General features: G+C 53.5%; 20 protein-coding genes, 1 pseudogene and 1 riboswitch. Of the genes and pseudogenes, 9 read left to right on the forward strand and 12 right to left on the reverse strand.

Annotated features, from left to right (window positions below; genetic code table 11):
- Window positions 1–45: 45 nt before the first annotated feature.
- Complete coding sequence (epmA, locus tag IG609_RS17750) at window positions 46–1023, reverse strand: elongation factor P--(R)-beta-lysine ligase (protein ID WP_193398171.1); 978 nt, start codon at window positions 1021–1023, stop codon at window positions 46–48.
- A 475-nt stretch (window positions 1024–1498) separates the two neighbouring features.
- Between epmA and frdA the strand changes: the two genes are divergently transcribed.
- The 5 genes from frdA to IG609_RS17775 all read left to right on the forward strand — a co-directional run bounded on the left by frdA (window position 1499) and on the right by IG609_RS17775 (window position 5513).
- Entirely contained in the window at window positions 1499–3295 is a 1797-nt protein-coding gene (gene frdA / locus IG609_RS17755; RefSeq protein WP_102119406.1) for a fumarate reductase (quinol) flavoprotein subunit, read from the forward strand.
- Window positions 3288–4025: a succinate dehydrogenase/fumarate reductase iron-sulfur subunit gene (locus tag IG609_RS17760; protein ID WP_193398170.1), complete on the forward strand. Its 738-nt coding sequence runs from the start codon at window positions 3288–3290 to the stop codon at window positions 4023–4025. The genes frdA and IG609_RS17760 overlap by 8 nt, the downstream gene beginning before the upstream one ends.
- Before the next feature lie 13 nt (window positions 4026–4038).
- A complete protein-coding gene (gene frdC / locus IG609_RS17765; RefSeq protein ID WP_102119418.1) occupies window positions 4039–4434 on the forward strand; it encodes a fumarate reductase subunit FrdC in 396 nt (131 codons plus the stop codon).
- Window positions 4435–4448: 14 nt separating this feature from the next.
- The gene (frdD, locus tag IG609_RS17770) at window positions 4449–4805 is read left to right on the forward strand and encodes a fumarate reductase subunit FrdD (RefSeq protein ID WP_193398169.1); all 357 of its coding nucleotides are present in this window, start codon (window positions 4449–4451) and stop codon (window positions 4803–4805) included.
- Window positions 4806–4928: 123 nt separating this feature from the next.
- Window positions 4929–5513 carry a lipocalin family protein gene (locus IG609_RS17775; RefSeq protein WP_226373140.1) on the forward strand — a complete coding sequence of 195 codons (585 nt, stop codon included), beginning with the start codon at window positions 4929–4931 and terminating at the stop codon, window positions 5511–5513.
- Between the two features lie 39 nt (window positions 5514–5552).
- Here the strand turns inward: IG609_RS17775 and IG609_RS17780 are convergent, their stop codons facing one another.
- From IG609_RS17780 to efp, 3 genes are all read right to left on the reverse strand, one after another.
- Window positions 5553–5906 carry a DMT family protein gene (locus IG609_RS17780; protein WP_005972979.1) on the reverse strand — a complete coding sequence of 118 codons (354 nt, stop codon included), beginning with the start codon at window positions 5904–5906 and terminating at the stop codon, window positions 5553–5555.
- Window positions 5907–6020: 114 nt separating this feature from the next.
- Entirely contained in the window at window positions 6021–6152 is a 132-nt protein-coding gene (locus IG609_RS17785) for an entericidin A/B family lipoprotein (RefSeq protein ID WP_102119429.1), read from the reverse strand.
- A 183-nt stretch (window positions 6153–6335) separates the two neighbouring features.
- Window positions 6336–6902, reverse strand: a complete 567-nt coding sequence (gene efp, locus IG609_RS17790; protein WP_039279757.1) for an elongation factor P — start codon at window positions 6900–6902, stop codon at window positions 6336–6338.
- Between the two features lie 41 nt (window positions 6903–6943).
- Between efp and epmB the strand changes: the two genes are divergently transcribed.
- A complete protein-coding gene (gene epmB, locus IG609_RS17795) occupies window positions 6944–7996 on the forward strand; it encodes an EF-P beta-lysylation protein EpmB (protein WP_193398168.1) in 1053 nt (350 codons plus the stop codon).
- A gap of 59 nt (window positions 7997–8055) precedes the next feature.
- On the opposite strand, the gene IG609_RS17800 is transcribed toward epmB, so the two are convergent.
- A complete protein-coding gene (locus tag IG609_RS17800; RefSeq protein ID WP_193398167.1) occupies window positions 8056–8403 on the reverse strand; it encodes a DUF4156 domain-containing protein in 348 nt (115 codons plus the stop codon).
- Between the two features lie 43 nt (window positions 8404–8446).
- On the reverse strand, window positions 8447–10096 hold the full coding sequence (pgi, locus tag IG609_RS17805) for a glucose-6-phosphate isomerase (protein WP_014916787.1): 1650 nt from the start codon (window positions 10094–10096) through the stop codon (window positions 8447–8449).
- Between the two features lie 168 nt (window positions 10097–10264).
- A riboswitch (Lysine riboswitch) is annotated at window positions 10265–10458 on the forward strand.
- A 116-nt stretch (window positions 10459–10574) separates the two neighbouring features.
- Between pgi and lysC the strand changes: the two genes are divergently transcribed.
- Window positions 10575–11951 (forward strand): lysine-sensitive aspartokinase 3, encoded by a 1377-nt coding sequence (gene lysC / locus IG609_RS17810; protein WP_102119426.1) that lies wholly within the window; start codon window positions 10575–10577, stop codon window positions 11949–11951.
- A gap of 43 nt (window positions 11952–11994) precedes the next feature.
- Here the strand turns inward: lysC and IG609_RS17815 are convergent, their stop codons facing one another.
- A complete protein-coding gene (locus IG609_RS17815; protein WP_193398166.1) occupies window positions 11995–13641 on the reverse strand; it encodes a Na/Pi cotransporter family protein in 1647 nt (548 codons plus the stop codon).
- Window positions 13642–13966: 325 nt separating this feature from the next.
- Here IG609_RS17815 and IG609_RS17820 point away from each other — a divergent pair, with 325 nt between their 5' ends.
- Window positions 13967–15421 (forward strand): DASS family sodium-coupled anion symporter, encoded by a 1455-nt coding sequence (locus IG609_RS17820; RefSeq protein ID WP_102119424.1) that lies wholly within the window; start codon window positions 13967–13969, stop codon window positions 15419–15421.
- 48 nt (window positions 15422–15469) lie between these two features.
- On the opposite strand, the pseudogene IG609_RS17825 reads toward IG609_RS17820, so the two are convergent.
- Window positions 15470–15721, reverse strand: a pseudogene (locus IG609_RS17825) (AraC family transcriptional regulator); the annotation flags it as partial.
- Window positions 15722–16237: 516 nt separating this feature from the next.
- A complete protein-coding gene (gene metH / locus IG609_RS17830; protein WP_250127256.1) occupies window positions 16238–19873 on the reverse strand; it encodes a methionine synthase in 3636 nt (1211 codons plus the stop codon).
- 364 nt (window positions 19874–20237) lie between these two features.
- Here metH and iclR point away from each other — a divergent pair, with 364 nt between their 5' ends.
- Window positions 20238–21068: a glyoxylate bypass operon transcriptional repressor IclR gene (gene iclR / locus IG609_RS17835; protein WP_193398164.1), complete on the forward strand. Its 831-nt coding sequence runs from the start codon at window positions 20238–20240 to the stop codon at window positions 21066–21068.
- A 293-nt stretch (window positions 21069–21361) separates the two neighbouring features.
- On the opposite strand, the gene aceK is transcribed toward iclR, so the two are convergent.
- The 3 genes from aceK to aceB are packed head-to-tail and all read right to left on the reverse strand — an operon-like array spanning window position 21362 to window position 26124.
- Window positions 21362–23137, reverse strand: coding sequence for a bifunctional isocitrate dehydrogenase kinase/phosphatase (gene aceK, locus IG609_RS17840; RefSeq protein WP_193398442.1), 1776 nt, complete (start codon window positions 23135–23137; stop codon window positions 21362–21364).
- 49 nt (window positions 23138–23186) lie between these two features.
- Window positions 23187–24494, reverse strand: coding sequence for an isocitrate lyase (gene aceA, locus IG609_RS17845; RefSeq protein ID WP_193398163.1), 1308 nt, complete (start codon window positions 24492–24494; stop codon window positions 23187–23189).
- Between the two features lie 31 nt (window positions 24495–24525).
- On the reverse strand, window positions 24526–26124 hold the full coding sequence (gene aceB, locus IG609_RS17850) for a malate synthase A (protein ID WP_193398162.1): 1599 nt from the start codon (window positions 26122–26124) through the stop codon (window positions 24526–24528).
- Window positions 26125–26147: the final 23 nt, after the last annotated feature.

Below are 26147 nucleotides of genomic sequence, written 5' to 3' on the forward strand. Positions count from 1 at the left end.
AAAACGGGCGGTGGACAGATGTGGCACCGCCCTGTATCAGACCGGTTACGCGCGCTCTACGGAGAACGCAATCACGTCACTCAGCTTCTCGGCATTCAGCGCCAGCATAATCAAACGATCCACGCCCAACGCCACACCGGCACAATCCGGCAGACCGTGTTTCAGCGCCGCCAGGAGGTTTTCATCAATCGGCTGCTGTGGCAGACCACGCGCAGCACGCTTGCGGTTATCCTGCTCAAAGCGCTGACGTTGCTCATCGGCATCGGTCAATTCACGGAAGCCGTTCGCCAGCTCGATCCCCTTGAAATAGACTTCAAAACGTTCGGCGACGCGATGGTCTTCCGAACTGATCTCTGCCAGCGAGGCCTGTGTTGCTGGGAAATGGTAGACAAACGCCGGTTTGTCACGCCCGATTTGCGGCTCAACGCCAAAGGTAAACAGCATCTGCACCAGCGAATCGCGATCGTCTTCACGGCAGGCGATATCGCCCAGCCCGAGTTTTTCTGCCGCTTCGCGCAGTTGCGCTTTATCAACAGACAGAGGGTCGATCTCCAGATGGCGTAAAAACGCTTGCTGATAGGAGAGCATTTCCGCACTTTCACAATCCAGTACCTGCTGCAACAGGTCATCGACCTCATTCATCAGGCGGTACATATCATAGTGAGGGCGATACCATTCCAGCATGGTGAATTCAGGGTTGTGGTGTCGGCCTGACTCTTCATTGCGGAAGCTGCGGCACAGCTGAAAGATCGGTCCACTTCCAGCAGCCAGCAGGCGCTTCATGTGGTATTCCGGGCTGGTCATCAAATACAGCGTCATGCCATCCGCAGCACCGGGGCCAACGAAGCGGGTCTGGAACGGGCATAAGAAAACATCCGTTACTGTAGCCTGGCTCATCGCGGGCGTTTCAACCTCCAGTACACCACGATCGGTGAAGAAACGTCGGACAGCAGCAATGATCGACGCTCGTTTCAACAAATTAGCGACAGAAGCACTAGGTTGCCAACTTGTCGTCTCGCTCATGGTTCTTACTCCAAAGTCAAACAGGGGGTGCAGTCTACCCGCATCAGCCCAAATTTCCAGCGGAAAAAAAGGCTAGACGCGCTTTTCAGCAACGCATGCTCTACCCTCTAAGAAGGCGCGGTAAGGATAGCAGCCGTCAATTATATCCAGTGGATCATTTTCTTATATCTATCTCAAAAGGGTTATTAAAGAAATAAAAGCATTATTCCTCCCGAAATAAGCCTTTCGATCACGTTTTTATCAATAAATACGCGACCTGCTAAAAAAACCACAAAATGCAGGATCACATCAAATTTCATCTACCCATAATTCGGTATAATCATTCCCACACAAAAATTATAGGTTTATCTATTCTTTATACCTCTATCACATAATTTTCAGCGAGTTTGATATTAAGCTCGGATATAAAGACAGAAACGAATAGATATTATTTTTTTATTTTAACTTAATTAACTTAAGTAACTGGAGGAATGCATTGCAAACCTTTAACGCCGATTTGGCCATTATCGGGGCCGGAGGCGCTGGCCTGCGAGCGGCAATTGCTGCCGCAGAAGCCAACCCTCAACTGAAAATTGCGCTGATCTCAAAAGTCTACCCAATGCGTAGCCATACCGTGGCGGCAGAAGGTGGGTCAGCAGCAGTGACTCAGGAACACGATAGCTTCGATTATCACTTCAACGACACAGTTTCCGGTGGCGACTGGCTATGTGAACAAGACGTTGTTGAGCACTTCGTCAAACACTGCCCGGAAGAGATGATTCAACTGGAACAGTGGGGCTGCCCCTGGAGCCGTAAACCGGATGGTTCTGTCAACGTGCGCCGTTTTGGCGGAATGAAGATCGAACGCACCTGGTTTGCCGCCGATAAGACCGGCTTCCACATGCTGCATACCCTGTTCCAAACCTCCCTTAAATATCCACAAATCCAACGTTTTGATGAGCACTTTGTCCTCGACGTTCTGGTCGATGACGGCCAGGCGCGCGGTCTCGTTGCCATCAATATGATGGAAGGTTCGCTGATTCAGATCCGCGCTAACGCCGTGGTGCTAGCGACAGGCGGCGCAGGCCGCGTGTACCGTTACAACACCAACGGCGGCATCGTCACCGGTGACGGCATGGGTATGGCGTTCCGCCACGGTGTTCCACTGCGTGATATGGAATTCGTTCAGTATCACCCGACCGGTTTACCCGGCTCCGGTATCCTGATGACCGAAGGCTGCCGTGGCGAAGGCGGCATCATGGTCAACAAAGACGGCTACCGTTACCTGCAAGACTACGGCATGGGCCCAGAAACACCGCTCGGCGAACCGAAAAACAAATACATGGAGCTGGGGCCGCGCGATAAGGTATCGCAGGCGTTCTGGCACGAATGGCGCGCAGGCCGCACCGTCTCAACCCCGTTGGGCGATGTGGTTTACCTCGATCTGCGCCACCTCGGCGAGAAGAAACTTCAGGAACGTCTGCCGTTCATCTGCGAACTGGCAAAAGCCTATGTCGGCGTCGATCCGGTGAAAGAACCGATTCCTATCCGTCCTACTGCGCACTACACGATGGGCGGCATTGAAACCGATCAAAACTGCGAAACCCGCATCAAGGGTCTGTTCGCCGTCGGTGAATGTTCCTCGGTTGGTCTGCACGGTGCGAACCGTCTCGGTTCCAACTCGCTGGCCGAACTGGTGGTCTTCGGTCGCGTTGCGGGTGAACACGCCGTGCAGCGTGCACAGGCGGCGGCACCGGCCAACGGCACGGCGCTGGACGCACAAACCCGCGATATCGAACAGCGTCTGCATGACCTAATGAATCAGGAAGGCACCGAAAGCTGGGCGAAAATCCGCGACGAAATGGGGATGTCGATGGAAGAAGGCTGCGGTATTTACCGCACCACCGATCTGATGCAGAAAACCGTCGATAAGATGGCAGAGCTGAAAGAACGCTTCAAACGCGTGAAAATCACCGACCGCTCCAGCGTGTTCAACACCGACCTGCTGTATACCGTTGAGTTGGGCCATAGCCTGGATGTTGCGGAATGTATGGCGCACTCAGCAATCAACCGTAAAGAATCCCGCGGCGCACACCAGCGTCTGGATGACGGTTGCACCGAGCGGGATGACGTTAACTTCCTGAAACATACGCTGGCGTTCTATAACCCCGAAGGCGCGCCTCGTCTGGAGTATAGCGATGTGAAGATTACCAAACTTCCACCGGCCAAACGCGTATACGGTGCAGAAGGTGATGCGCAGGAAGGCAACAAGAAGGAGCAGGCGAATGGCTGAGATGATCAAAACCCTGAAAATGGAAGTCATGCGCTATAACCCTGAACAGGACAGCGAACCGTATTTTGAGACGTTCGATGTTCCGTACAACACGCAGACGTCCCTGCTGGATGCGCTGGGTTATATCAAAGATAACCTGGCACCGGACCTCTCCTACCGCTGGTCCTGCCGTATGGCGATCTGTGGTTCCTGCGGCATGATGGTGAATAACGTCCCCAAATTAGCCTGTAAAACCTTTCTGCGTGAATACACGAACGGTCTGAAGGTCGAAGCGCTGGGCAACTTCCCTATCGAGCGCGATTTAGTGGTCGATATGACCCACTTCATCGAGAGTCTGGAAGCCATCAAGCCGTATATCATCGGCAACGATCGTAAACCGGCTGACGGCCCGAACAAACAGACTCCGGCGCAAATGGCGAAGTATCACCAGTTCTCCGGCTGTATTAACTGCGGTCTGTGCTATGCGGCATGTCCGCAGTTCGGCCTGAACCCTGAGTTCATCGGTCCGGCGGCCATTACGCTGGCACACCGTTATAACCTGGACAACCGCGATCACGGCAAGAAAGAGCGTATGGCGCAGTTGAACGGGAATAACGGCGTCTGGTCCTGTACGTTTGTGGGCTACTGCTCAGAAGTGTGTCCGAAGCACGTCGACCCTGCCGCGGCTATCCAGCAAGGCAAAGTCGAAAGTGCGAAAGACTTCATGATCGCCATGCTGAAACCACAATAAGGGAGGGACAATGATGACATCTAAACGTAAAGCGTATGTTCGCGGTATGTCGCCGACCTGGTGGAAAAAGCTGGGGTTCTACCGCTTTTATATGTTGCGTGAAGGGACTGCCGTCCCTGCCGTCTGGTTCAGCATCGTACTGATGTTCGGTGTTTTCGCGCTGAAAAATGGGCCAGAAGGCTGGGCAGGCTTCGTCAGCTTCCTGCAAAACCCACTGGTGCTGCTGATCAATATCGTTGCTCTGCTTGCTGCCGCGCTGCATACCAAAACCTGGTTTGAACTGGCACCGAAGGCCAGCATCATCGTGATTAAAGATGAAAAAATGGGGCCAGAGCCAATTATTAAAGGGCTGTGGGCTGTCACCGTGGTGGTAACCGTAGCCGTTCTGGCGATCGCCTTACTATTCTGAACAGGAGAAATAACGTGATTAACCCAACGCCAAAACGTTCTGACGAACCGCCTTTCTGGGGCCTGTTCGGCGCTGGTGGGATGTGGAGCGCGTTCTTCGCTCCGGTGATCATCCTGCTGGTCGGTGTGATGCTGCCTCTGGGCTTGTTCCCAGACGCATTAACCTATGAGCGCATCGCCGCGTTCAGCCAGAGCTTTATCGGCCGTGTCTTTTTACTGCTGATGATTGTGCTGCCGCTCTGGTGTGGCCTGCACCGTATCCACCACGCGATGCATGACCTGAAAATCCACGTTCCTGCTGGGAAATGGGTGTTCTACGGTCTGGCAACCATCCTGACCGTGGTTACCGTTATCGGTGTCGTTACTCTGTAGAGGTAACATCGGTAAATTTGTACCTAACGGCCTGCACGAGATAGTTGCAGGCCGTATTATTTCCCCGCCTGACCGCATCCATCGTCTACACTGGAACAGAGATGAAAACGATGAGATGTCAATATGATGCCCTTTAACGCTATTCGCTTTAACAGCACGTTATTCAAAAGCCTTATCTTCACAATCAGACGACGTGGGAAAGCCTGCATTGCCGTGCTGATAGCACTCTTTTCTGTCGCCTGTAGCGTGACGCCGCCCGATAACGTCACCGTCGTGGAAAATTTTGACGTCAATCGTTACCTCGGCACATGGTATGAGATCGCACGCCTCGACCATCGCTTTGAACGCAATATGGAACGCGTGACGGCAACCTACAGCCCGCGGGATGACGGGGGCATCAAGGTGATCAATCGCGGCTTTAACGTCGAAAAACAGGAATGGAAAGAGAGCATTGGGAAGGCGTATTTCACGGGTTCGCCTCAACGGGGCACACTAAAAGTATCGTTCTTCGGGCCGTTCTATGGCGGCTATAACATTATTGAACTGGACGACGACTACCGCTACGCCCTGATTTGCGGGCCGAACCGCGACTACCTGTGGATTCTCTCACGCACGCCAACGTTGGATCCTGCGACACGCGACAAACTGGTCGCCACGGCCAAACGCTACGGCTTCCCAACGGAGGCGCTTATCTGGGTCAATCAGTAATCTGAGTATATTGACCGCAACAATGGGATAGCCAATGCGTTATCCCATAATCTTATCGCGAAACATAAAGAAAACCGCGCCCAGCAGGCACAGCCCCGCCCAAATATAATCGGTGCGGAACGGTTCTTTTAAAATGAACATGGAAAAAGGGATAAATACGGAAAGGCTGATCACTTCCTGCAATATTTTCAATTGACCGGCAGAAGCAACCTGATAACCAATCCGATTTGCTGGCACCTGCAAGAGGTATTCAAATAATGCGATCCCCCAACTAATCAACGCAGCAATTATCCAGGTTCGGCCACTGAAATAGCGCAAATGCCCGTACCAAGCGAACGTCATAAATATATTACTCAACGTCAGCATGCCGACAGTAATGAAAAGAGGCGACATTATTACTTCTCCGAGTGATCCACTTTCACATTATCTCGCCGCGGGGAAGAAAACACCATAAACCGCATTTTCCTCCACTCGGAAAAGTTATTACGACTTATTTCTCACGTTGGGCTATTGGGTGCTGCGCTGAATTGCCTTCCCGCCCGCTTCAACATCTTGCCCAACACCTCGGGTGGTATTGCACCCAACTACCGCAAAGAGAATAACCAGAGAGAAAATGGCAACAAACGCTTTCTTCAACATACTCGGTTCCTTCTTTATGAGAGTAGGATGTCAACGGTACGAAAGTGACTGCTTTTTAAGCGTAGCCAATTTTAATGCTTGTGCCGGTTTTTTCGGACGGGGAGCAAAACAGGGGGGAGACTGGGGTGAGGAAAAAATGAATTAAAAATGCCGCCCTCACAGAAGGCGGCATTTTCAGATACATTACTTAACGCGTGAAACGTATTCGCCAGAACGGGTGTCAACTTTGACAACTTCGCCGATCTGCACGAACAATGGCACTTTAACGACTGCGCCAGTGCTCAGCGTTGCTGGCTTACCGCCAGTACCGGCAGTGTCGCCTTTCAGGCCTGGATCGGTATCGGTGATTTCAGCTTCGATGAAATTCGGTGGCTGAACGGTGATTGGGCTACCGTTCCACAGAGTAACGATACATTCGGCATTGTCTTGCAGCCATTTTGCAGCATCACCAACGGTCTTCTCTTCAACCTGATGCTGTTCAAACGTTTCAGGGTGCATGAAGTGGTAGAACTCACCGTCGTTGTACAGGTAGTTCATGTTGGTATCGACGACGTCTGCGCCTTCTGCAGAATCGGTAGACTTGAAGGTTTTTTCAACGCGAGAGCCCGTCAACAGGCGACGCATTTTTACGCGAGCAAAAGCCTGGCCTTTACCCGGCTTAACAAACTCACTGGATTCGACGGCATACGGCTCGCCTTCGAATATGATTTTAAGACCGGAACGGAAATCGTTGCTAGAATAAGTCGCCATAAAGGCCCTCTACAATTTTAATACTGGTACGAAGCCAAAAAATGGCACACATTGTAACCCTAAATATACCTTCCAGAGAAGATTGGTTGCAGCAACTTGCAGACGTAATTACCGATCCTGATGAATTACTGCAACTTTTGGCACTGAACGATCACGCTAAACTCCGGCAAGGCCGTGATGCACGCAGGCTTTTTGCGCTGCGTGTGCCGCGCGCCTTCGCTGCACGGATGCAAAAAGGCAATCCTGACGATCCGTTGCTGCTACAGGTATTGACCGCGCGTGAGGAGTTTATCGCCACCCCAGGCTTCACCCATGACCCGCTTGATGAACAACATAGCGTCGTGCCGGGGCTACTGCACAAATATCACAACCGTGCCCTGCTGCTGGTTAAAGGCGGCTGTGCGGTAAACTGCCGCTACTGCTTCCGCCGCCATTTCCCCTATCAGGATAATCAGGGCAACAAGGCAAACTGGCGTCAGGCGCTGGATTATATCCGCCAGCACCCAGAACTGGATGAAATTATTTTTTCCGGTGGCGACCCGCTGATGGCTAAAGACCATGAGCTGGACTGGCTGATCACCGAGCTGGAACACATCCCGCATCTGAAACGCCTGCGCATTCACAGCCGTTTGCCGGTGGTGATCCCTGCACGTATTACCGATGCGCTGTGCGATCGCCTGTCACGCAGTTCGCTTCAGGTGTTGCTGGTGACGCATATTAACCACCCGCAGGAAATTGATCCTGATTTAACACAAAGTATGGCGCGTTTGCGCCGTGCAGGCGTCACGCTGCTCAACCAAAGCGTGCTGCTGCGCGGAGTGAATGACAGTGCAGAGACACTCGCCCGGCTCAGCAATGCGCTATTTGACGCAGGAATTCTGCCTTATTACCTGCACGTGCTGGATAAGGTTCAGGGTGCCGCGCATTTTCTGGTAGATGACAACGAAGCGCGCATCTTGGTCAAAGCGCTGCTGAAGAAGGTATCCGGCTATCTGGTGCCTCGTCTGGCACGGGAAATCGGTGGAGAAGCCAGCAAAACACCGCTGGATTTAGGGATGAAGCAGCATCAGGATGACGCTGGGATAGTCGGTTGAGCAATACGTTAGGAAAGCGGTGAGAGCAAAATGCCACTCTCACCGGGTTTTTCTTTAGCTTAAGGACATTTGTAGACGCTGCCGCTCATCTTGCTGTCCAGCGGCGCAAAGCTTGACCAGAAGGTCTCACTCGGACTGGTTGCGCCATAGACAGTATTGCCCCCCATCGCCGCCGCTTTATTACGCAGATCGTTTGCCGCACCGCGCATAGAACTGCCGTCGCTATGGTTGCCCGCCAGCCAGTTAGACTGGCTACCGCTAGCCTGCCCCAACAGCTGACATTCGCTGCCTGGCTTGGTATCCGTGAACGTCACGGCCTGCCCGGCTGCGCTGAGTTGGCTACTGCTACTGCTACATCCCGCCAGCAACACTGCCGCTGATAGCCCCAACAAAATACGAACCTGCATGTCTTCCTCCTTGCGATTGAAAAACCAAAGGGCACAGGCCCGATTAGTTACGCCACGCCTTGAAGCGGTTAATCAGTCCGTTGGTAGAACTGTCATGGCTGTCGATCGTACTGTCATTTTCCAGCTCTGGCAGAATACGGTTCGCCAGCTGTTTCCCTAACTCCACACCCCACTGATCGAATGTGAAGATATTCAGGATCGCGCCCTGAGTGAAGATCTTGTGCTCATACAGCGCAATCAGCGCGCCCAGGCTGTACGGGGTGATTTCGCGCAGCAGGATAGAGTTGGTCGGGCGATTGCCTTCGAATACTTTAAACGGCGCGACGTGTTCAACTTCTTTTGGACTTTTGCCTGCCGCCGCAAATTCTGCTTCTACCACCTCACGACTCTTACCGAACGCCAGTGCTTCCGTCTGTGCAAAGAAGTTCGACAGCAGTTTGCTGTGATGATCGCTCAATGGGTTATGACTCACCGCCGGCGCAATAAAATCACACGGAACCAGCTTGGTGCCCTGATGGATCAACTGGTAGAACGCATGCTGGCCGTTCGTACCCGGTTCACCCCAGATAATCGGCCCAGTCTGGTAATCCACTGGATTGCCATTGCGATCGGCAGATTTCCCGTTGGATTCCATATTTCCCTGTTGGAAATAGGCAGCAAAACGGTGCATGTATTGGTCATACGGCAGAATCGCTTCAGTTTCAGCACCGAAGAAATTGTTGTACCAAATGCCGATCAGCGCCAGCAGCACGGGCAGGTTTTTCTCCGCTGGCGTGGAAGCAAAGTGCTTGTCCATCGCATGCGCGCCGCTGAGCAGTTTCTCAAAGTTATCAAAGCCCAGAGAGAGAATAATCGACAGCCCAATCGCCGACCATAGAGAGTAACGTCCGCCAACCCAGTCCCAGAATTCGAACATGTTGTCGGTATCGATACCAAATTCGCCGACGGCTTTCGCGTTGGTGGACAGCGCAGCAAAGTGCTTGGCAACGTGTTTCTCGTCCTGCGCCGTTTTCAGGAACCAGTCGCGAGCGCTGTGCGCGTTGGTCATGGTTTCCTGCGTGGTGAAGGTTTTCGACGCGACGAGGAACAGCGTGGTTTCTGGGTTTAGCGGCTTCAACGTTTCAGCAATATGCGTGCCGTCAACGTTAGAGACAAAGTGCATGTTGAGGTGATTTTTATACGGCTTCAGCGCTTCCGTTACCATGAACGGGCCGAGATCGGAGCCGCCGATACCGATGTTAACCACATCGGTAATGGTTTTGCCGGTATAGCCTTTCCACTCACCGCCAATCACGCGTTCGCTGAAATCTTTCATCTTCGCCAGCACCGCGTTGACTTCCGGCATCACATCTTTGCCATCCACCAGAATCGGCGTGTTGCTGCGGTTACGCAGGGCAACGTGCAGAACGGCGCGGTCTTCCGTGCGGTTGATTTTCTCGCCAGCAAACATGGACTGAATCGCCGCAGACAGGTCCGTTTCCCGTGCCAGCGCGTGCAGTTTTTCCATCGTTTCTGCGGTGATGCGGTTTTTGGAGTAATCCACCAGCATCTGATCGTCGAACGTCGCAGAAAAATGCGCGAAACGATCGCTATCTTGTGCAAACAGCTCACTGATTTGCACGTCTTTCATCGCGTCAAAATGGTGTTGTAATGCCTGCCAGGCGGCAGTTTGGCTTGGATTAATATTTTTCATAATGCGACTTTCTCTCTAAGCATGAGTTCAAAGTGACTGAATCGATTGTATCCCTTAAAATCCCGATTGAGATCCCTTTTCTTGCTAAAAGCGGTTCATGCTCTTTTGTTTATTGACAGAAACGGCATAACCCGTTATTTGTAACACCGTACTTGCACACTCGGTGTGCAAGCCAGAAGAGGCGCATCGCCCAGGTAAGATATCGGAGGAACCGTAATCCGCTGATGATATCCGAGGGGGAGCGATGCCGAGATGCGGTGAAAATACGGCTTTCACCTTATCGACTACAGAGGCTGAATCCTCTGGGTTGTCACCGGATTTGTCCTGATGGACGTCCAGCAAGGTGGAGCGCTTCTGGGTGTATCGTAGTCATTTTCTACGCCTGCCCCCTACTTTTGCTCTCCCCCTGTGCCAAGGCTGATTAATGGAATGCTGTTTACTGAAAAACAGCCTACCCCCTGACACGAGGTTTTTTGACATGTCTGCAACCGAAGTCTCCGCGAACGCGAACTCTACCGTTATTGCCAAATTTGGCGGCACCAGCGTGGCGGACTTTGACGCCATGAATCGCAGCGCCGATGTGGTGTTATCTAATCCCAATGTACGCGTTGTGGTGCTGTCAGCATCGGCGGGTATCACCAACTTACTGGTCGCGCTCGCCGAAGGCCAGGCGTCGGAAATGCGCGCTGAAAATCTGGCGAAAATCCGCCAGATCCAATACGCCATCATCGACAGACTGACTAACCAGAGCGTTATTCGCGATGAGATCGATCGCATGCTGGACAGCGTCACCACGCTGTCTGAAGCAGCGGCGCTTGCGACGTCAAACGCCCTGACCGATGAACTGGTCAGCCACGGCGAACTGATGTCTACCCTGCTGTTTGTCGAGATTCTGCGTCAGCGTGATGTCACTGCAGAATGGTTCGATGTGCGAAAAATCATGCGTACCGACGATCACTTTGGCCGTGCTCAGCCGGACGTCGACGTTTTAGGTGAACTGACTCGCAGCCAGTTGCAGCCGCGTCTTGAGCAAGGTCTGGTGATCACGCAGGGCTTTATCGGCAGCGAAGCGAAAGGTCGCACGACCACGTTGGGTCGCGGCGGTAGTGATTATACGGCGGCGCTGCTGGGCGAAGCGCTCAACGTCGGCCGGATTGATATCTGGACCGATGTTCCTGGCATCTACACCACCGATCCACGCGTGGTACCGACCGCAAAACGCATCGACCAAATCATGTTTGAAGAAGCTGCCGAAATGGCGACATTTGGCGCGAAAGTCCTGCACCCAGCCACGCTGATGCCTGCGGTACGTAGCGATATTCCGGTATTCGTCGGTTCCAGCAAAGATCCGGCTGCTGGCGGTACGCTGGTGTGCAATAAAACCGAAAATCCGCCGCTGTTCCGCGCGCTGGCGCTGCGTCGTAAACAAACGCTGCTTAAGCTGTATAGCCTGAACATGCTGCACGCACGCGGTTTTCTGGCCGAAGTGTTCAGCATTCTGGCGCGTCACAACATTTCCGTTGACCTGATCACCACGTCAGAAGTCAACGTGGCCTTGACGCTCGACACAACCGGCTCTACCTCAACGGGCGACAGCCTGCTATCCAGTGCCTTGCTGACCGAGCTGTCATCGCTGTGCCGGGTTGAGGTTGAAGAGAATCTGTCGTTGGTCGCGCTGATCGGCAACAATCTGTCTCAGGCCTGTGGCGTCGGGAAAGAAGTATTTGGCGTACTGGAGCCGTTCCGTATTCGCCTGATCTGCTACGGCGCCAGCAGCAACAACCTGTGCTTCTTGGTACCGGGTGACGACGCCGAGCGAGTGGTACAAACGCTGCACCGCAGCCTGTTCGAGTAAGCAATTTCTATCTTGTGGGGGAAACACCCCCCACAAGATTCTGTCACAGCGTCAGCGGTGACTCTTCGCGTTCTTCCTCACCATCCTGCTGCACAATCAATACGTTATACGCTACCGCACAGAACAGTGAATTCAGTCGGTTCATGTCACCAAGTAAGCTCAAATGGAGCGAACTGGTTTCCAGACTCTGTACGTTGTGCTGATGTAAGCGATCAACATGCGCATGCGCATAACGGCGGTTCATAATGCGGAAACGGTGTTTGGCACGGCGCAGGCGTTTCGCGCTGGTAACATCCCCCGACAGGAAAACTGACAGCCCCAGACGCAGATTCACCAGCAGTTGTTCATGCAGATGGTTCAACTCTTCCAGACCCTGCGCGGAAAACGCCATGCGTACACCAGAGGAATGATTGGCAATGTCATCTGCCATGCGTTCGATAATATCTCCCGCCTGCTCCAGATTCAGCGCCACTTCGATCACTTCGGCCCAGCGCCGAGAATCTCGCTCATCCAGCCCGTCTTTCTGAATCTGCGCCAGATAGAGCTTAATCGCGGTGTAAAGGATATCGACATCATCATCGAGTCGGCGAATCTCACGCCGCTGTATAGGGTCGCCTTGTAAGACTTCACGGTACAAACGCAGCATTTGCTCCAGCACATCGCCAATGCGCAGCGTTTCCCGCGCAGCGTTGGCCAGCGCGAGCGCCGGCGTATCCAGCGAGCTGGTGTCCAGATGGCGCGGTTTCATCTGGAGATCGACTTGCGGCGAATCAGCAATCATCACGCAGGACAGTCGTGCCACCACGCCGGTAAGCGGGATCAGCAGCAGGCAGCGAATCAGGTTGTAGAACAGGTGGAAGTAGATGACCAGCTCTTCGGTGTTTAACGGGATACGCGTCAACCAGCGCGAAAGCGGTTCAACCAGCGGCAGCACAACCAAACAGCCTATCAACTTGAACAGCATGCTGCCGAGCGCCACGCGTCGACCTGCCGCATTCTGCGTCGAGGTGCTCATCATCGTCAGTAATCCGCTGCCCAGATTGGCACCAATCACTAAGCACATCGCCACTTCCAGCGAGATCACACCGCTTGCCGTCAAGGTTGCCGTTAGTAACACCGCAGCCAGACTGGAATAAGTAATCACCGCGAACAGCGCGCCAGCCAGCGCGTCCAGCATGACGTCGCCCGTCAACGAGGAAAACAGCACCTTCACACCCGACGTTTGCGTGATCGGAGCAGCGGCCACGACAATCATTTCCAGCGCCAGCAAAATCAGCCCAAGGCCAATCGCCACGCGACCAACCTGCCCCACCCGCGTCTGCTTACGGCTGAGGAAAAAGATCACGCCCAGAAAAATCAGCAGCGGAGAAAGCCAAGACAGATCGAACGTCAAAATTCGCACCATCAGTGCCGTACCAACATCCGCCCCGAGAATAATCACCAGCGCAGGCGTTAGTGCCACAAGTCCCTGTGCAACAAAAGAGGTCGTCAGCAATGCAGTGGCATTGCTGCTCTGCACCAGTGCGGTTACGCCAATGCCGGCCATAAAAGCCAACGGTTTTTTCTCAACGCTATCGCTGAGCACGCGCCGTAACTGGGTACCATAAACCCGCATGATACCGGTACGCACAATGTGAGTGCCCCAGACCAGCAACGTAATCGCAGAAAGGAGATTCAACAGTGTTAACAAAAAGTCCTCGCTCCCAGCTAAACAATATATCGATGAAATACAGTGTATCGAAAGAAAACAAAGTATTAATGAAGTACTAAATCACCATCTTACCAGATGTTTGCAGACCGTATTGCGAGGCAGCCCGCGCCCAAGCAAAATCGTCCAGCGATCAAGGAATGATAAAAATTACTTAACTGACAATATTTAAAAAACAGAATCCAAATCAATAAGCCGATAGTTTTGCCTCACGCCTTCCCCAGTTAGCGCTATGCTCTCTTTATCCCTATAACTCCTATGGGTTATATACCCGTACCGCTCTGCTAGCCATAAGTAAGGAAAATGGATGAAGACGAAAACCTCGTATGGACTGAACTGGCTCCCGCTGATCGTGATTCTTATCATCGCGGCTTTTTTCTGGCACATAGCCCCCCCGACCGGCTTAAGCCCCGCCGCCTGGCACTCCGCCGTCATTTTCGTGGCCACGATCGTATGTATTGTCGCGAACATCCTTCCGATTGGAGCCATCGGTATTATCAGTATCACGCTCTTTGCACTGACATACGCTGCAGGAGATAAAACGGCCAGCGGCGCAATACAAACCGCACTCAGCGATCTGAACAGCTCGCTGATCTGGCTGATTGTTGTCGCCTTCATGATCGCGCGCGGCTTTATCAAAACAGGGCTGGGCCGCCGCATCGCCTTGCAGATGATCCGCATGTTGGGAAAACGCACGCTGGGTCTAGCTTACGGTTTGGCCTTTGCCGATCTGGTGCTTTCCCCTGCCATGCCGAGCAACACCGCACGCTGCGGCGGGATTATTTATCCCATTGCCGATTCGCTGTCCCGTAGCTTCGACTCCAAACCGGAAGATGCCTCGCGCAGTAAGATTGGCACCTTCCTCATTACCTGCATCGGTAACGTTAACGACGTGACCGCAGCGTTGTTTATGACCGCTTACACCGGCAACCTGCTGGCGGTGAAACTCGCGGCCAACGCGGGCGTGACCATCACGTGGGGAAGCTGGTTTCTGGCGGCGCTCGTGCCCTGTTTGATCTCTCTGGCGGTTGTCCCGCTGCTCGTCTACTGGCTGACCAAACCGGAAATTCGCCATACGCCGGATGCGCCAAAACTGGCCGTCGCCGAACTGGCAAAAATGGGCAACATGAGCCGCGGTGAATGGCTGATGGCATTCACCGTCGTCTTGCTGCTGGTGCTGTGGATTTTTGGCGATAAATTAGGCGTGGATGCCACGACAGCCTCTTTTGTCGGGCTGTCTTTTCTGCTGTTAACCGGCGTACTGAGCTGGGAAGACGTGAAGAGCGAGAAAGGGGCATGGGATACGCTGATTTGGTTCGCCGCGCTACTGATGATGGCAAATCAGTTGAAAAAGCTCGGCTTCACCAACTGGTTTGGCGATCTCATCGGCAGCAACATCGGCCACTTAATGCAGGGAACCAGTTGGGTATTGGTGTTGTTACTGCTAAATGCAGCCTATTTCTACACCCACTATTTCTTCGCCAGCGGCAACGCGCAGATCGCCGCACTTTTTGCCGTGTTCCTCAGTGTCGGGATCAACCTGAATATTCCAGCAGTGCCGATGGCGTTCATGCTGGCGTTTACCAGCAGCCTGTACTGTTCACTGACGCAATATACCCACGCTCGCGGCCCCATCCTGTTCGGCGCAGGCTATGTGCCCACCGCCGTCTGGTGGCGCACCGGTTTCGTCGTCAGTCTGGTGAATCAGGCAATCTTCATGAGCGCGGGTCTGCTGTGGTGGAAGGCGATTGGCCTGTATTGATCGTTAGCGAATACATGATGTGAAAAAGCCGGGGAAACCCGGCTTTCGTTTCATTACCACCAGCGTATAAAACGGACAGTACTGCAAAGCCGTCGATTCGTAAGGTTGCAACACGCGCACGTTAGAATTTGTCAGGCAAATCCCAGAGGACAGCGTCATCTCTTCGACATAACCCTGCATCACGATACGCTTTTCTTTCGTGCGCTCATAGCAAGACGACAGCTGCGGGAAGTGATAATCAATCCCGTAACGTTCAGCGATGTCGAAGAAATCCTCAATGGAAAAGAGTCGTTTTAGCATGGGCAGGAAGATACCCTCATCCTGTTTAACGCCCAGAATCAGGCCAGCGGTTAGCGGAAATGCGTGGAATGAAAACAGAAAAATGCTTTCTGCTTAATTGATGCTCACCTTACCATTACAATGAAACTGCATCAATAAGACTGATAACTATTCTCATTGAAATGGTGTTCTAAATCCTGAACACCTTGGCTAACGTAGGGAAGGTTCTCTGGCTGGCATCAGAAATCATGCTGAGGTATCAGTGAACGCCGAGTGAGCGACAGGACGTCGCGAAAGCCAGTGCCGCGTCGGGAACGCGTCACTGGCGGCTCGATTAGCGTTCAATGATTCCGAAGGCACCGCGTAGCGGCAGGATTTCAGCCAACAGCCTGGGTACATAGGGCAAGCGGCGTTTGAGCTGCCCTATGTCGGGCGTGGCGTATTCGTCACAAAATATCACCTTTGCCCTCACGCCCGAAACGCTCACAGTCATACATAACTCAGACAACAATATCTGTAAGCACCTTACTCAATCCCTTAATCCGCATCATAGCCGAGATTCGGCGCCAGCCAGCGCTCCACCTCACTCACATCCATCCCTTTACGTACCGCGTAATCCTCTACCTGATCGTGCTGGATTTGCGCGACGGCGAAGTATTTGCTGTCGGGGTGGCTGAAGTACCAGCCGGATACCGATGCCCCCGGCCACATGGCATAGGATTCGGTGAGCTTCATGCCGGTATGCTTTTCCACATCCAGCAACTGCCAGATTTGCACTTTCTCCGTATGGTCAGGACAAGCCGGATAGCCCGGTGCGGGCCGAATACCCTGATAATTCTCGCGGATCAGCAGCTCACTACTGAGATTCTCATTCGGCGCATAGCCCCAGAACACCTTGCGCACGCGCTCATGCAGGTATTCCGCAAAGGCTTCCGCCAGACGGTCAGAAATCGCTTTCACCATGATCTTGTTGTAATCATCATGCTGAGCTTCCCACAGATCGGCCAACGTATCCTCTTCCAGCCCGCCAGTGACGGCAAACGCCCCGAGATAGTCCGGCTTGCCGCTGGATTTCGGTGCCACAAAATCAGACAGGCAGTAGTTCGGGAAGTCGGTTTTTTCCGTCTGTTGACGCAGATGGTGGCTCACTGACAGCACCGTTTCACGCCGTTCATCGGTATAAATCACGACGTCATCGCCAACGCGGTTCGCTGGGAATAAACCCACCACACCACGCGGATTCAGCGCACCGCGTGCGGACAAGTCGTCCAGCATCGCGTTGGCATCGGCAAACAGGCGCTTGGCCTCTTCACCCACCACCTCATCTTCCAGAATACGGGGGTATTTCCCGGCCAGCGACCAGGTCATAAAGAACGGCGTCCAGTCGATGTAGTTGCGCAGCGTTTCGATGCTGGCTGTCACCGCCTGCACGCCCAGACGATGCGCAACGGGCGGCGTGTAGTTCTCCCAATCCAGATCGGAAGCGTTAGCGCGCGCCGCTTCCAGCGTCACGGGCGGCGTTCTTGGTTTTTTACGCGCATGCTGAATGCGCACGGTTTCGTACTCTTTACGGGTACGTGCAACAAAGTCGTCATATTGCGCACTGGACAGCAGCGCCGACACCACGCCGACAGAGCGCGAAGCATTCTGCACGTAGACCGTCGGGCCGCTATAGTTCTGCTCAATCTTCACGGCGGTATGCGCTTTAGACGTCGTCGCCCCACCAATCAGCAGCGGCAGCGTAAAGCCCTGACGCTCCATCTCTTTCGCCACGTTGACCATTTCGTCCAGCGACGGCGTGATCAAACCGGACAGCCCGATGATATCAACATTCTCTTCACGCGCAGTCTTCAGAATCTTGTCCGTCGGCACCATCACGCCCAGATCGATAATTTCGTAGTTGTTACATTGCAGCACCACACCGACGATATTCTTACCGATATCGTGAACATCACCTTTTACCGTCGCCAGCAGGACTTTCCCAGCGGAACTCCCTTTGTCTTTACTGGCTTCAATGTAGGGTTCAAGGTAGGCTACGGCCTGCTTCATCACGCGGGCGGATTTCACCACCTGCGGCAAAAACATTTTACCCGCACCGAACAGGTCGCCGACCACGTTCATGCCGTCCATCAGCGGGCCTTCAATGACCTCGATCGGCCGCGTCGCCTGCTGGCGCGCTTCTTCGGTATCCAGCTCGATAAATTCGGTAATGCCTTTAACCAGCGAATATTCCAGACGCTTCCGCACGTCCCAGCCACGCCACTCTGCCTGCGTTTTGCTGCCTTCATCTTCCGTTTTGCTGCCGCGATATTTTTCTGCCAGATCGAGCATGCGTTCGGTGGCATCGCTGCGACGGTTAAGGATCACATCTTCAACGGCATCGCGCAGCTCAACAGGGAGATCGTCATAGATCGCCAACTGGCTGGCGTTCACGATCCCCATGTCCATACCATTGCGGATCGCGTAATACAGGAAGACGGCGTGGATCGCCTCACGCACCAGATCGTTGCCGCGGAATGAGAACGACACGTTGGATACGCCGCCGGAGATCATCGCATGCGGTAGCTGCGCCTTGATGTCCGCACAGGCTTCGATGAAATCCACCGCGTAGTTGTTGTGCTCATCGATCCCCGTTGCCACGGCGAAAATGTTTGGGTCGAAAATAATGTCTTCTGGCGGGAAACCGACTTCTTCCGTCAGGATGCGGTACGCTCGGCGACAAATTTCAATTTTGCGCGCGCGGGTATCCGCCTGCCCAACTTCATCGAACGCCATCACTACCACGGCTGCACCATAGCGCCGCACCAGCTTAGCGTGATGGATAAAGGCCTCGACGCCTTCCTTCATGGAGATCGAGTTAACAATCCCCTTGCCCTGAATGCATTTAAGTCCTTTCTCAACCACATCCCATTTTGAGGAGTCAATCATGATCGGCACACGGGCGATATCCGGCTCGCCGGCAATCAGATTCAGGAAGCGAATCATCGCCGCTTCCGCATCCAGCATGCCTTCATCCATGTTGATATCGATGATCTGCGCGCCGCTTTCCACCTGCTGACGGGCAACATCCAACGCTTCGTTGTATTTTTCTTCTTTAATCAGGCGCTTAAAACGTGCGGAGCCGGTAACGTTCGTCCGCTCCCCGACGTTAACAAACAGGGTGTTGGCATCGATATTCAGCGGTTCCAGGCCAGATAAACGGCAGGCCACCGGAATCTCTGGCAGCTTACGCGGCGGCACGCCTTCCACCACTTTCGCCATCGCAGCAATGTGCGCAGGTGTCGATCCACAGCAACCGCCCACGATATTCAGGAAACCGGAGCGCGCCCATTCTCCGATATGTTTCGCCATATCGGCCGGATCAAGATCGTATTCCCCGAAGGCATTAGGCAGCCCCGCATTCGGGTGTGCGCTCACATAGCATTCTGAAATACGTGATAGTTCGGCGACATACTGGCGCAGCTCATCTGGCCCCAGCGCACAGTTCAAGCCGAAGGAAAGCGGGCAGGAATGGCGTAAGGAGTTGTAAAAGGCTTCCGTGGTTTGGCCTGACAGCGTACGCCCTGACGCATCAGTGATCGTGCCGGAAATCATCACGGGCAGTACGATTCCTAACGCCTCAAATTCACTTTCGACGGCAAAACTCGCCGCTTTAGCATTCAACGTATCGAAAATGGTTTCGATCATGATTAGATCGACACCGCCTGCGATCAATGCCCGTGTCGATTCGCGATACGCTTCCACCAGTTGATCAAAACTGACGTTGCGGTATGCCGGATCGTTAACATCGGGAGAGATCGACGCGGTACGGTTCGTCGGGCCAAGCACACCGGCAACATAGCGCGGCTTATCCGGCGTTAAGGCCGTCCATTTGTCCGCGCTGGCACGCGCCAGCTGTGCAGCAACGGTATTAATTTCCGCCGACAACGCCTGCATATCATAGTCCGCCATCGCAATGGTGGTGGCGTTGAAGGTGTTGGTTTCGAGAATGTCGGCACCGGCTTCCAGATAGGCGTCATGGATTTCACTAATCACCTGCGGCTTGGTCAGCACCAGCAGATCGTTATTTCCTTTCACATCGCTCGGCCAGTCAGCAAAGCGCTCACCGCGATAATCTGCTTCCTGCAGGCGATAACCCTGGATCATGGTTCCCATACCACCATCCAGCACCATAATGCGTTGCGCCAACTGACGCCGCAATTCGTCTACCTGATTACTCACGCGAACCCCATCCCCGGCCAATAAATGCGATATGTTGTGTCTATACCCTAAATAATTCGAGTTGCAGGAAGGCGGCAATCGCACGAATCCTCAGGAGCTTACATCAGTAAGTGACTGGGGTGAGTAAGAGAAGCCAACGCACATGCAGCTTGGAGTATGACGGGTATATCCTAGCATAAGTTATGAGCACGCTAACGCCGTGTAGCATGAGACTTTTTCAGGTCATTTACCGATAAAAAGCGCAGAGAAAGAAGAGTTGCATTCTGCGGTGAAAAAACGAAAATCAATTCCATTACCATAAAAAGGAATCGACGCCATGACGCCACCAGAGCCAGCCAAACGCGGGAAAAAACCCAGAGCCAGCGCGAGCACCGCCGCACAGCCAACCGGGCAAGTGCAGTCGCTGACCCGTGGCCTGACGCTGCTTGAATATATCGCCAAAGCAAACGGCAGCGTGGCACTAACCGATCTCGCTCAACAGGCCGGTTTACCGAATTCCACGACCCACCGCCTGCTCACCACCATGCAGCAACAGGGCTTTGTGCGTCAGGTTGGCGACTTGGGGCTGTGGACGATAGCCTCACACGCGTTTATCGTCGGCAGTAGCTTTCTGCAAAGCCGCAACCTGCTGGCCATTGTGCACCCAATACTACGTAAGTTAATGGAAGATTCGGGCGAGACGGTCAATCTGGCCGTTCTCGATCAAACCGATAGTCAAGCGATCATCATCGATCAGGTGCAATGTACGGCGCTGATGCGTATGTCCGCCCCCATCGGCGGTAAATTGCCGATGCATGCTTCGGGGGCTGGGAAAGCGTTTCTGGCGCATTTACCCGATGCTCAGGTCACTCAACTGCTGCACAAGAAAGGGCTGCACGGCTACACGCCACACACGTTCAGTTCACCGCAAACGCTGAAGGAAAATCTGTCGCTGATTCGCAAGCAGGGCTATTCGTTCGATGACGAAGAGCATGCGCTGGGGCTACGCTGTATCGCGGCCTGTATTCTGGATGAACATCATGAAGCCTTCGCCGCCATTTCCATCTCTGGCCCCGTGTCGCGCATCACGGACGACCGCGTCACAGAACTCGGCGCGCTGGTGATCAAAGCCGCCAAACAAGTCATGCAGGAATACAGTGGGTTATGAATAAGGTGTATTTCTCGTCAGGCCTTTCAGGTGCATGTTTATGCAGACTCTGGGAGGTTTCGTGCGCGATGATGTCGTTATTTTCATGCTACCTCGTAGCACGCGCCCGACACAGGGCGCTCAATCGCCGCCGCCCTGTGTACCCAGGCTTTCCGGCTAAATTATGCCGCTGACGCGGTTCCTTCGTCGGTATCAGGCTTAACGGACCGCTTGCGACACGTTCCATACGTGGCGCAAGCTTTCGCCGCGTCCTGCGGCTCATCCTAAGCCTGCTATCTCCTCAGCATAATTTTTTACGCCAGATAACGGCAAAGGCCAGAATCATTCTCAGCGGTTGTGTATCGCGGATCAGCACGCTGGCTGAAGCGCTTGCGGCGTCGGTAGGCGTAAACATCCTCAATGTGCCCGTCCCGGATACGTTGCTGTAGTGCTCGCCAGTAATCCGCACAAAACAGATCGCCGTGCATTTCCTCAAATAGCGTACGAATGTGACGATCACAGCACAGGAAATGGGGGAACTCTTCGGGAAACACATCATTCGGTGCAACGCTGTACCACGGCTCGCCGGCAAGTTCATCCTCTGGGTGACGCGGCGGCGGAATCTTGCGGAAATTCACTTCAGTCATGTAGCAAATTTCATCGTAGTCGTAAAATACGACTCGCCCATGACGCGTGACGCCGAAATTCTTGAATAGCATGTCGCCGGGGAAAATATTCGCCGCGGCCAGCTGTTTGATGGCATTGCCGTATTCTTCAATCACATCGTGCAGTTGCTGTGCGTTTGCCTGTTCCAGATAGAGGTTCAGCGGCGTCATCCGGCGTTCCATGTACAAGTGCCGGATCACCAACCGATCGCCCAGATCTTCCAGCTTATCCGGCACCTCACGCCAAAGCTCCTCCAGCAACTCTAGACTGATACGATGCTTATCAATGATGAAGTTTTCATATTCCTGCGTGTCCGCCATGCGCCCGACGCGATCGTGCTCTTTCACCAGTTGATAGCATGCCATGACCCGCTCGGCGCTCACTTCTTTCTGCGGCGCGAAACGATCTTTGATGACTTTAAATACGCGATCAAACGAAGGCAGCGTAAACACCAACATCACCATACCTTTCACGCCGGGAGCGATAATAAACTGCTCTTCTGATGCCGCAATGTAGTGCAGATATTCGCGGTAATACTCGGTTTTACTGTGCTTCTGGCAGCCGATGGCCAAATAAAGCTCCGCTGTCGTCTTCCCCGGTAAAATGTCACGCAGCCAAGCCACCAGCGCCGACGGCAGCGGGGCATACACCATAAAGTAAGAGCGGGCGAAACCGAACACAATGCTAGCGTCAGCCTGACTGGTTAAACAGGTATCGATAAATAGCGCCCCGCGTTCGTTGTGGTGAATCGGCAGCAGGAACGGAAAAACACCGCCAGAGAGCGACAGCTTGCCCACCAGCCAGGCCGCTTTGTTACGATAAAACAGCTCATTCGCCACCTGTAACGTCGCGTGCGCAAGCTGCTCCGTTGAGAAGGTGCGCTTTAAATACGCAGTGATATAGTCAATATCACGCGGCAAATCTTCCCACGGTAAACGCAGCGGCACGTCACCCAGCAGCTTTTCCAACATGCTCTGCCAGCCGTCAGTGGGCACAAATGTCTTGGCGATAGGCCGGGGGATCTCACGAAAGCGCTGTTCAGGCTGAGAGCTGAAAACAAACAGCTTATCAGGCGTCAGTTCCCGATGGTTGAACAGCCGACAGTAGACGGAATTAAAGAAACTCTCGGCAATCTCAAAACGCGGGTAGTCCGGCAGTAAGCGGGTGTAGATATGCTTCACGCGAGCCAAAAAATCCGCATCATCGCAGCGAATACCCGTAATACAGCGCAGCTGTTCAACCACCAGACCAACATGGTGATCGTAGAGGTGAATACGCTGTTTCATTGCCTGTTGTACGGCAGGCCAATCAGCCTGTTCAAAGCGCTGCTGCGCCCCCGCCGTCACTTCGAGAAAACGTCCATATTGCGCATCAAACCCTTGCAGGATCGTTTGCGCCACCAGCTTTTCAAGGTCACGCGTCATCATGATCTCCCGATGAAACCCGGCCAGCCGAACACTGACCGGGTTAGGATCAGAACTGCTGTTCTTCCGTCGATCCCGTCAGCGCCGTCACTGAAGACTCGCCTCCCTGAATGATGTTCGTCACCTTATCGAAGTAGCCAGTACCGACCTCCTGCTGATGCGATGAGAAGGTATAGCCGTCTTTAATCGCCTCAAATTCAGGCTGCTGCACTTTTTCTACGTAGTGCCGCATCCCTTCGCCCTGCGCATAGGCATGGGCTAGGTCAAACATGTTGAACCACATGCTGTGGATACCGGCCAGCGTAATGAATTGGTACTTGTAGCCCATCGCCGATAGTTCGTCCTGAAAACGTGCGATCGTGCTGTCATCCAGATTCTTCTTCCAGTTAAAAGAAGGGGAACAGTTGTACGCCAGCAGCTTACCGGGGAATTTCGCGTGGATAGCGTCAGCAAAACGACGTGCCAGCGATAAATCCGGCGTTGAGGTTTCGCACCACACCAAATCGGCATACGGTGCGTAGGCCAGACCGCGGCTGATTGCCTGCTCAATTCCAGCACGCGTGCGATAGAAGCCTTCCACCGTACGTTCTCCGGTGATGAAATCACGGTCATACTCATCACAATCGGAAGTCAGCAAATCCGCTGCATCCGCATCGGTTCGCGCAACCAGTAAGGTCGGCACACCCAAGACATCCGCCGCCAGACGCGCCGCAACCAGTTTCTGAATGGCTTCCTGCGTCGGCACCAGCACCTTGCCCCCCATGTGCCCGCATTTCTTCGCTGATGCCAGTTGATCCTCAAAGTGAACCGCCGCAGCACCTGCTTCAATCATCGATTTCATCAGCTCAAACGCATTCAACACGCCGCCAAATCCCGCCTCCGCATCCGCCACAATCGGCAGAAAGTAGTCGGTATGACGCTTATCGCCAGGTTCAATGCGGTTCGCCCACTGAATCTGATCGGCACGCCGAAACGTATTATTGATGCGTTCAATCACCGCAGGTACGGAGTTCGCTGGGTAGAGCGACTGGTCGGGATACATACTGGACGCAAGATTGGCATCCGCCGCCACCTGCCAGCCGGAAAGGTAAATCGCCTCAATGCCCGCTTTCGCCTGCTGTAAAGCCTGTCCTCCCGTCAGCGCGCCTAGGCAATTCACATAGCCTTTGCGTGAGTCACCATGTAGTAGGTTCCATAGCTTTGCCGCGCCGAGCTGCGCGAGCGTGCATTCTGGGTTCACCGATCCCCGTAGATTAATCACATCTTCTGCGCTGTAAGGACGCGTAATGCCTTCCCAGCGGGCGGTTTTCCACTCTTTTTCAATATGCTGGACTTGTTGGGTGCGAGAGGTCGTCATAGCAGAGGTTCCTTTTTATTATCAGTCAGGATTAATCAAGCAATGCGTAGCCAGGTAGCGTCAGGAAGTCGATCAGCTCATCTTGCGTGGTAATTTGCTCCATTAGCCGAGCGGCTTCATCAAAGCGCCCTTCGCTGAAACGGGCATCACCGAGTTCCTCTTGAATCACAAACAGTTCTTCGGCCAGCATTTGGCGGAACAGCGCTTTGGTGATCACACGGCTATCGCTCAATGTCTTGCCGTGGCGAATCCACTGCCAGATTGAGGTGCGGGAGATTTCTGCCGTCGCCGCGTCTTCCATCAGCCCATAAATCGGGACGCAGCCATTACCGGATATCCATGCTTCTATGTACTGCACCGCAACGCGGATATTCGCGCGCATCCCCACTTCCGTTCGCTCTCCCGGGCAAGGCTCCAGCAACTCTTCTGCACGGATGGGCGCATCCTGTTCACGGCTGATATCGAGCTGATTTTTACGCTCACCTAACGCCCGATCGAACACTTCCATCACCGCATCGGCCAGCCCCGGATGCGCCACCCAGGTTCCATCGTGACCATTGTGAGCTTCCAGCTCTTTGTCTTTACGTACCTTATCCAACACCCAGTTATTGCGTTCCGCATCCTTACTCGGAATAAACGCCGCCATCCCGCCCATAGCGAACGCGCCGCGACGGTGACAGGTTTTGATCAACAGCCGCGAGTAAGCGCTAAGAAAGGGTTTTTCCATCGTCACCGACTGGCGATCGGGCAGAACGCGATCGCTATGGTTCTTTAATGTTTTGATGTAGCTGAAGATATAATCCCAGCGGCCGCAGTTCAGCCCAACGATATGGTCACGTAAGTGATAGAGAATTTCGTCCATCTGGAAAACGGCAGGCAACGTTTCAATCAACACCGTCGCTTTGATCGTCCCGCGCGGCAGGTCAAAACGATCTTCCGTATAGCAGAAAACATCATTCCACCAGGCCGCTTCCTGCCATGACTGCGTCTTTGGCAGATAGAAGTAAGGGCCGCTACCTTTCTTCAGCAATTCCTGATAGTTGTGGAAAAAATACAGTGCGAAGTCAAACAGGCTGCCGGGAATCGCTTCCCCCTGCCAGGACACGTGTTTTTCGGGCAGATGCAAACCGCGTACCCGGCAAATCAATACGGCAGGGTTGGGTTTCAGTTGGTAGATCTTTCCTGTTTCATTGATGTAGGAAATCGTACCGCGTACGGCATCACGCAAGTTGATTTGCCCATCGATCACCTTTTCCCATCCCGGTGACAGCGAATCCTCAAAGTCCGCCATGAAAACTTTCACGTTGGCATTCAATGCGTTGATCACCATCTTGCGTTCGACCGGACCGGTAATCTCAACGCGACGATCCTGAAGGTCATCGGGAATTCCGCGTATTGTCCATGCCCTATCACGAATGGAATCCGTTTCTGAAATAAAATCAGGTAGCTTCCCCTGATCGATATTACGTTGTTGTACCTGCCGCTCGGCGAGCAACTGATTACGTGCCGGTGTGAAATGCGCGACCAGCTCCGTTAAGAAATCAATCGCTTCTTCCGTAAGAATTTGCTTCTCACCTTCACCAAAACGCTGACTAAACGCCAATTCTTTGCTTATCGTCTGCTGCATCATTCGTGGTTCCTTTTCAGATTCCG

This window comes from Pectobacterium quasiaquaticum (assembly GCF_014946775.2).
GTDB classification, from domain to species: domain Bacteria; phylum Pseudomonadota; class Gammaproteobacteria; order Enterobacterales; family Enterobacteriaceae; genus Pectobacterium; species Pectobacterium aquaticum.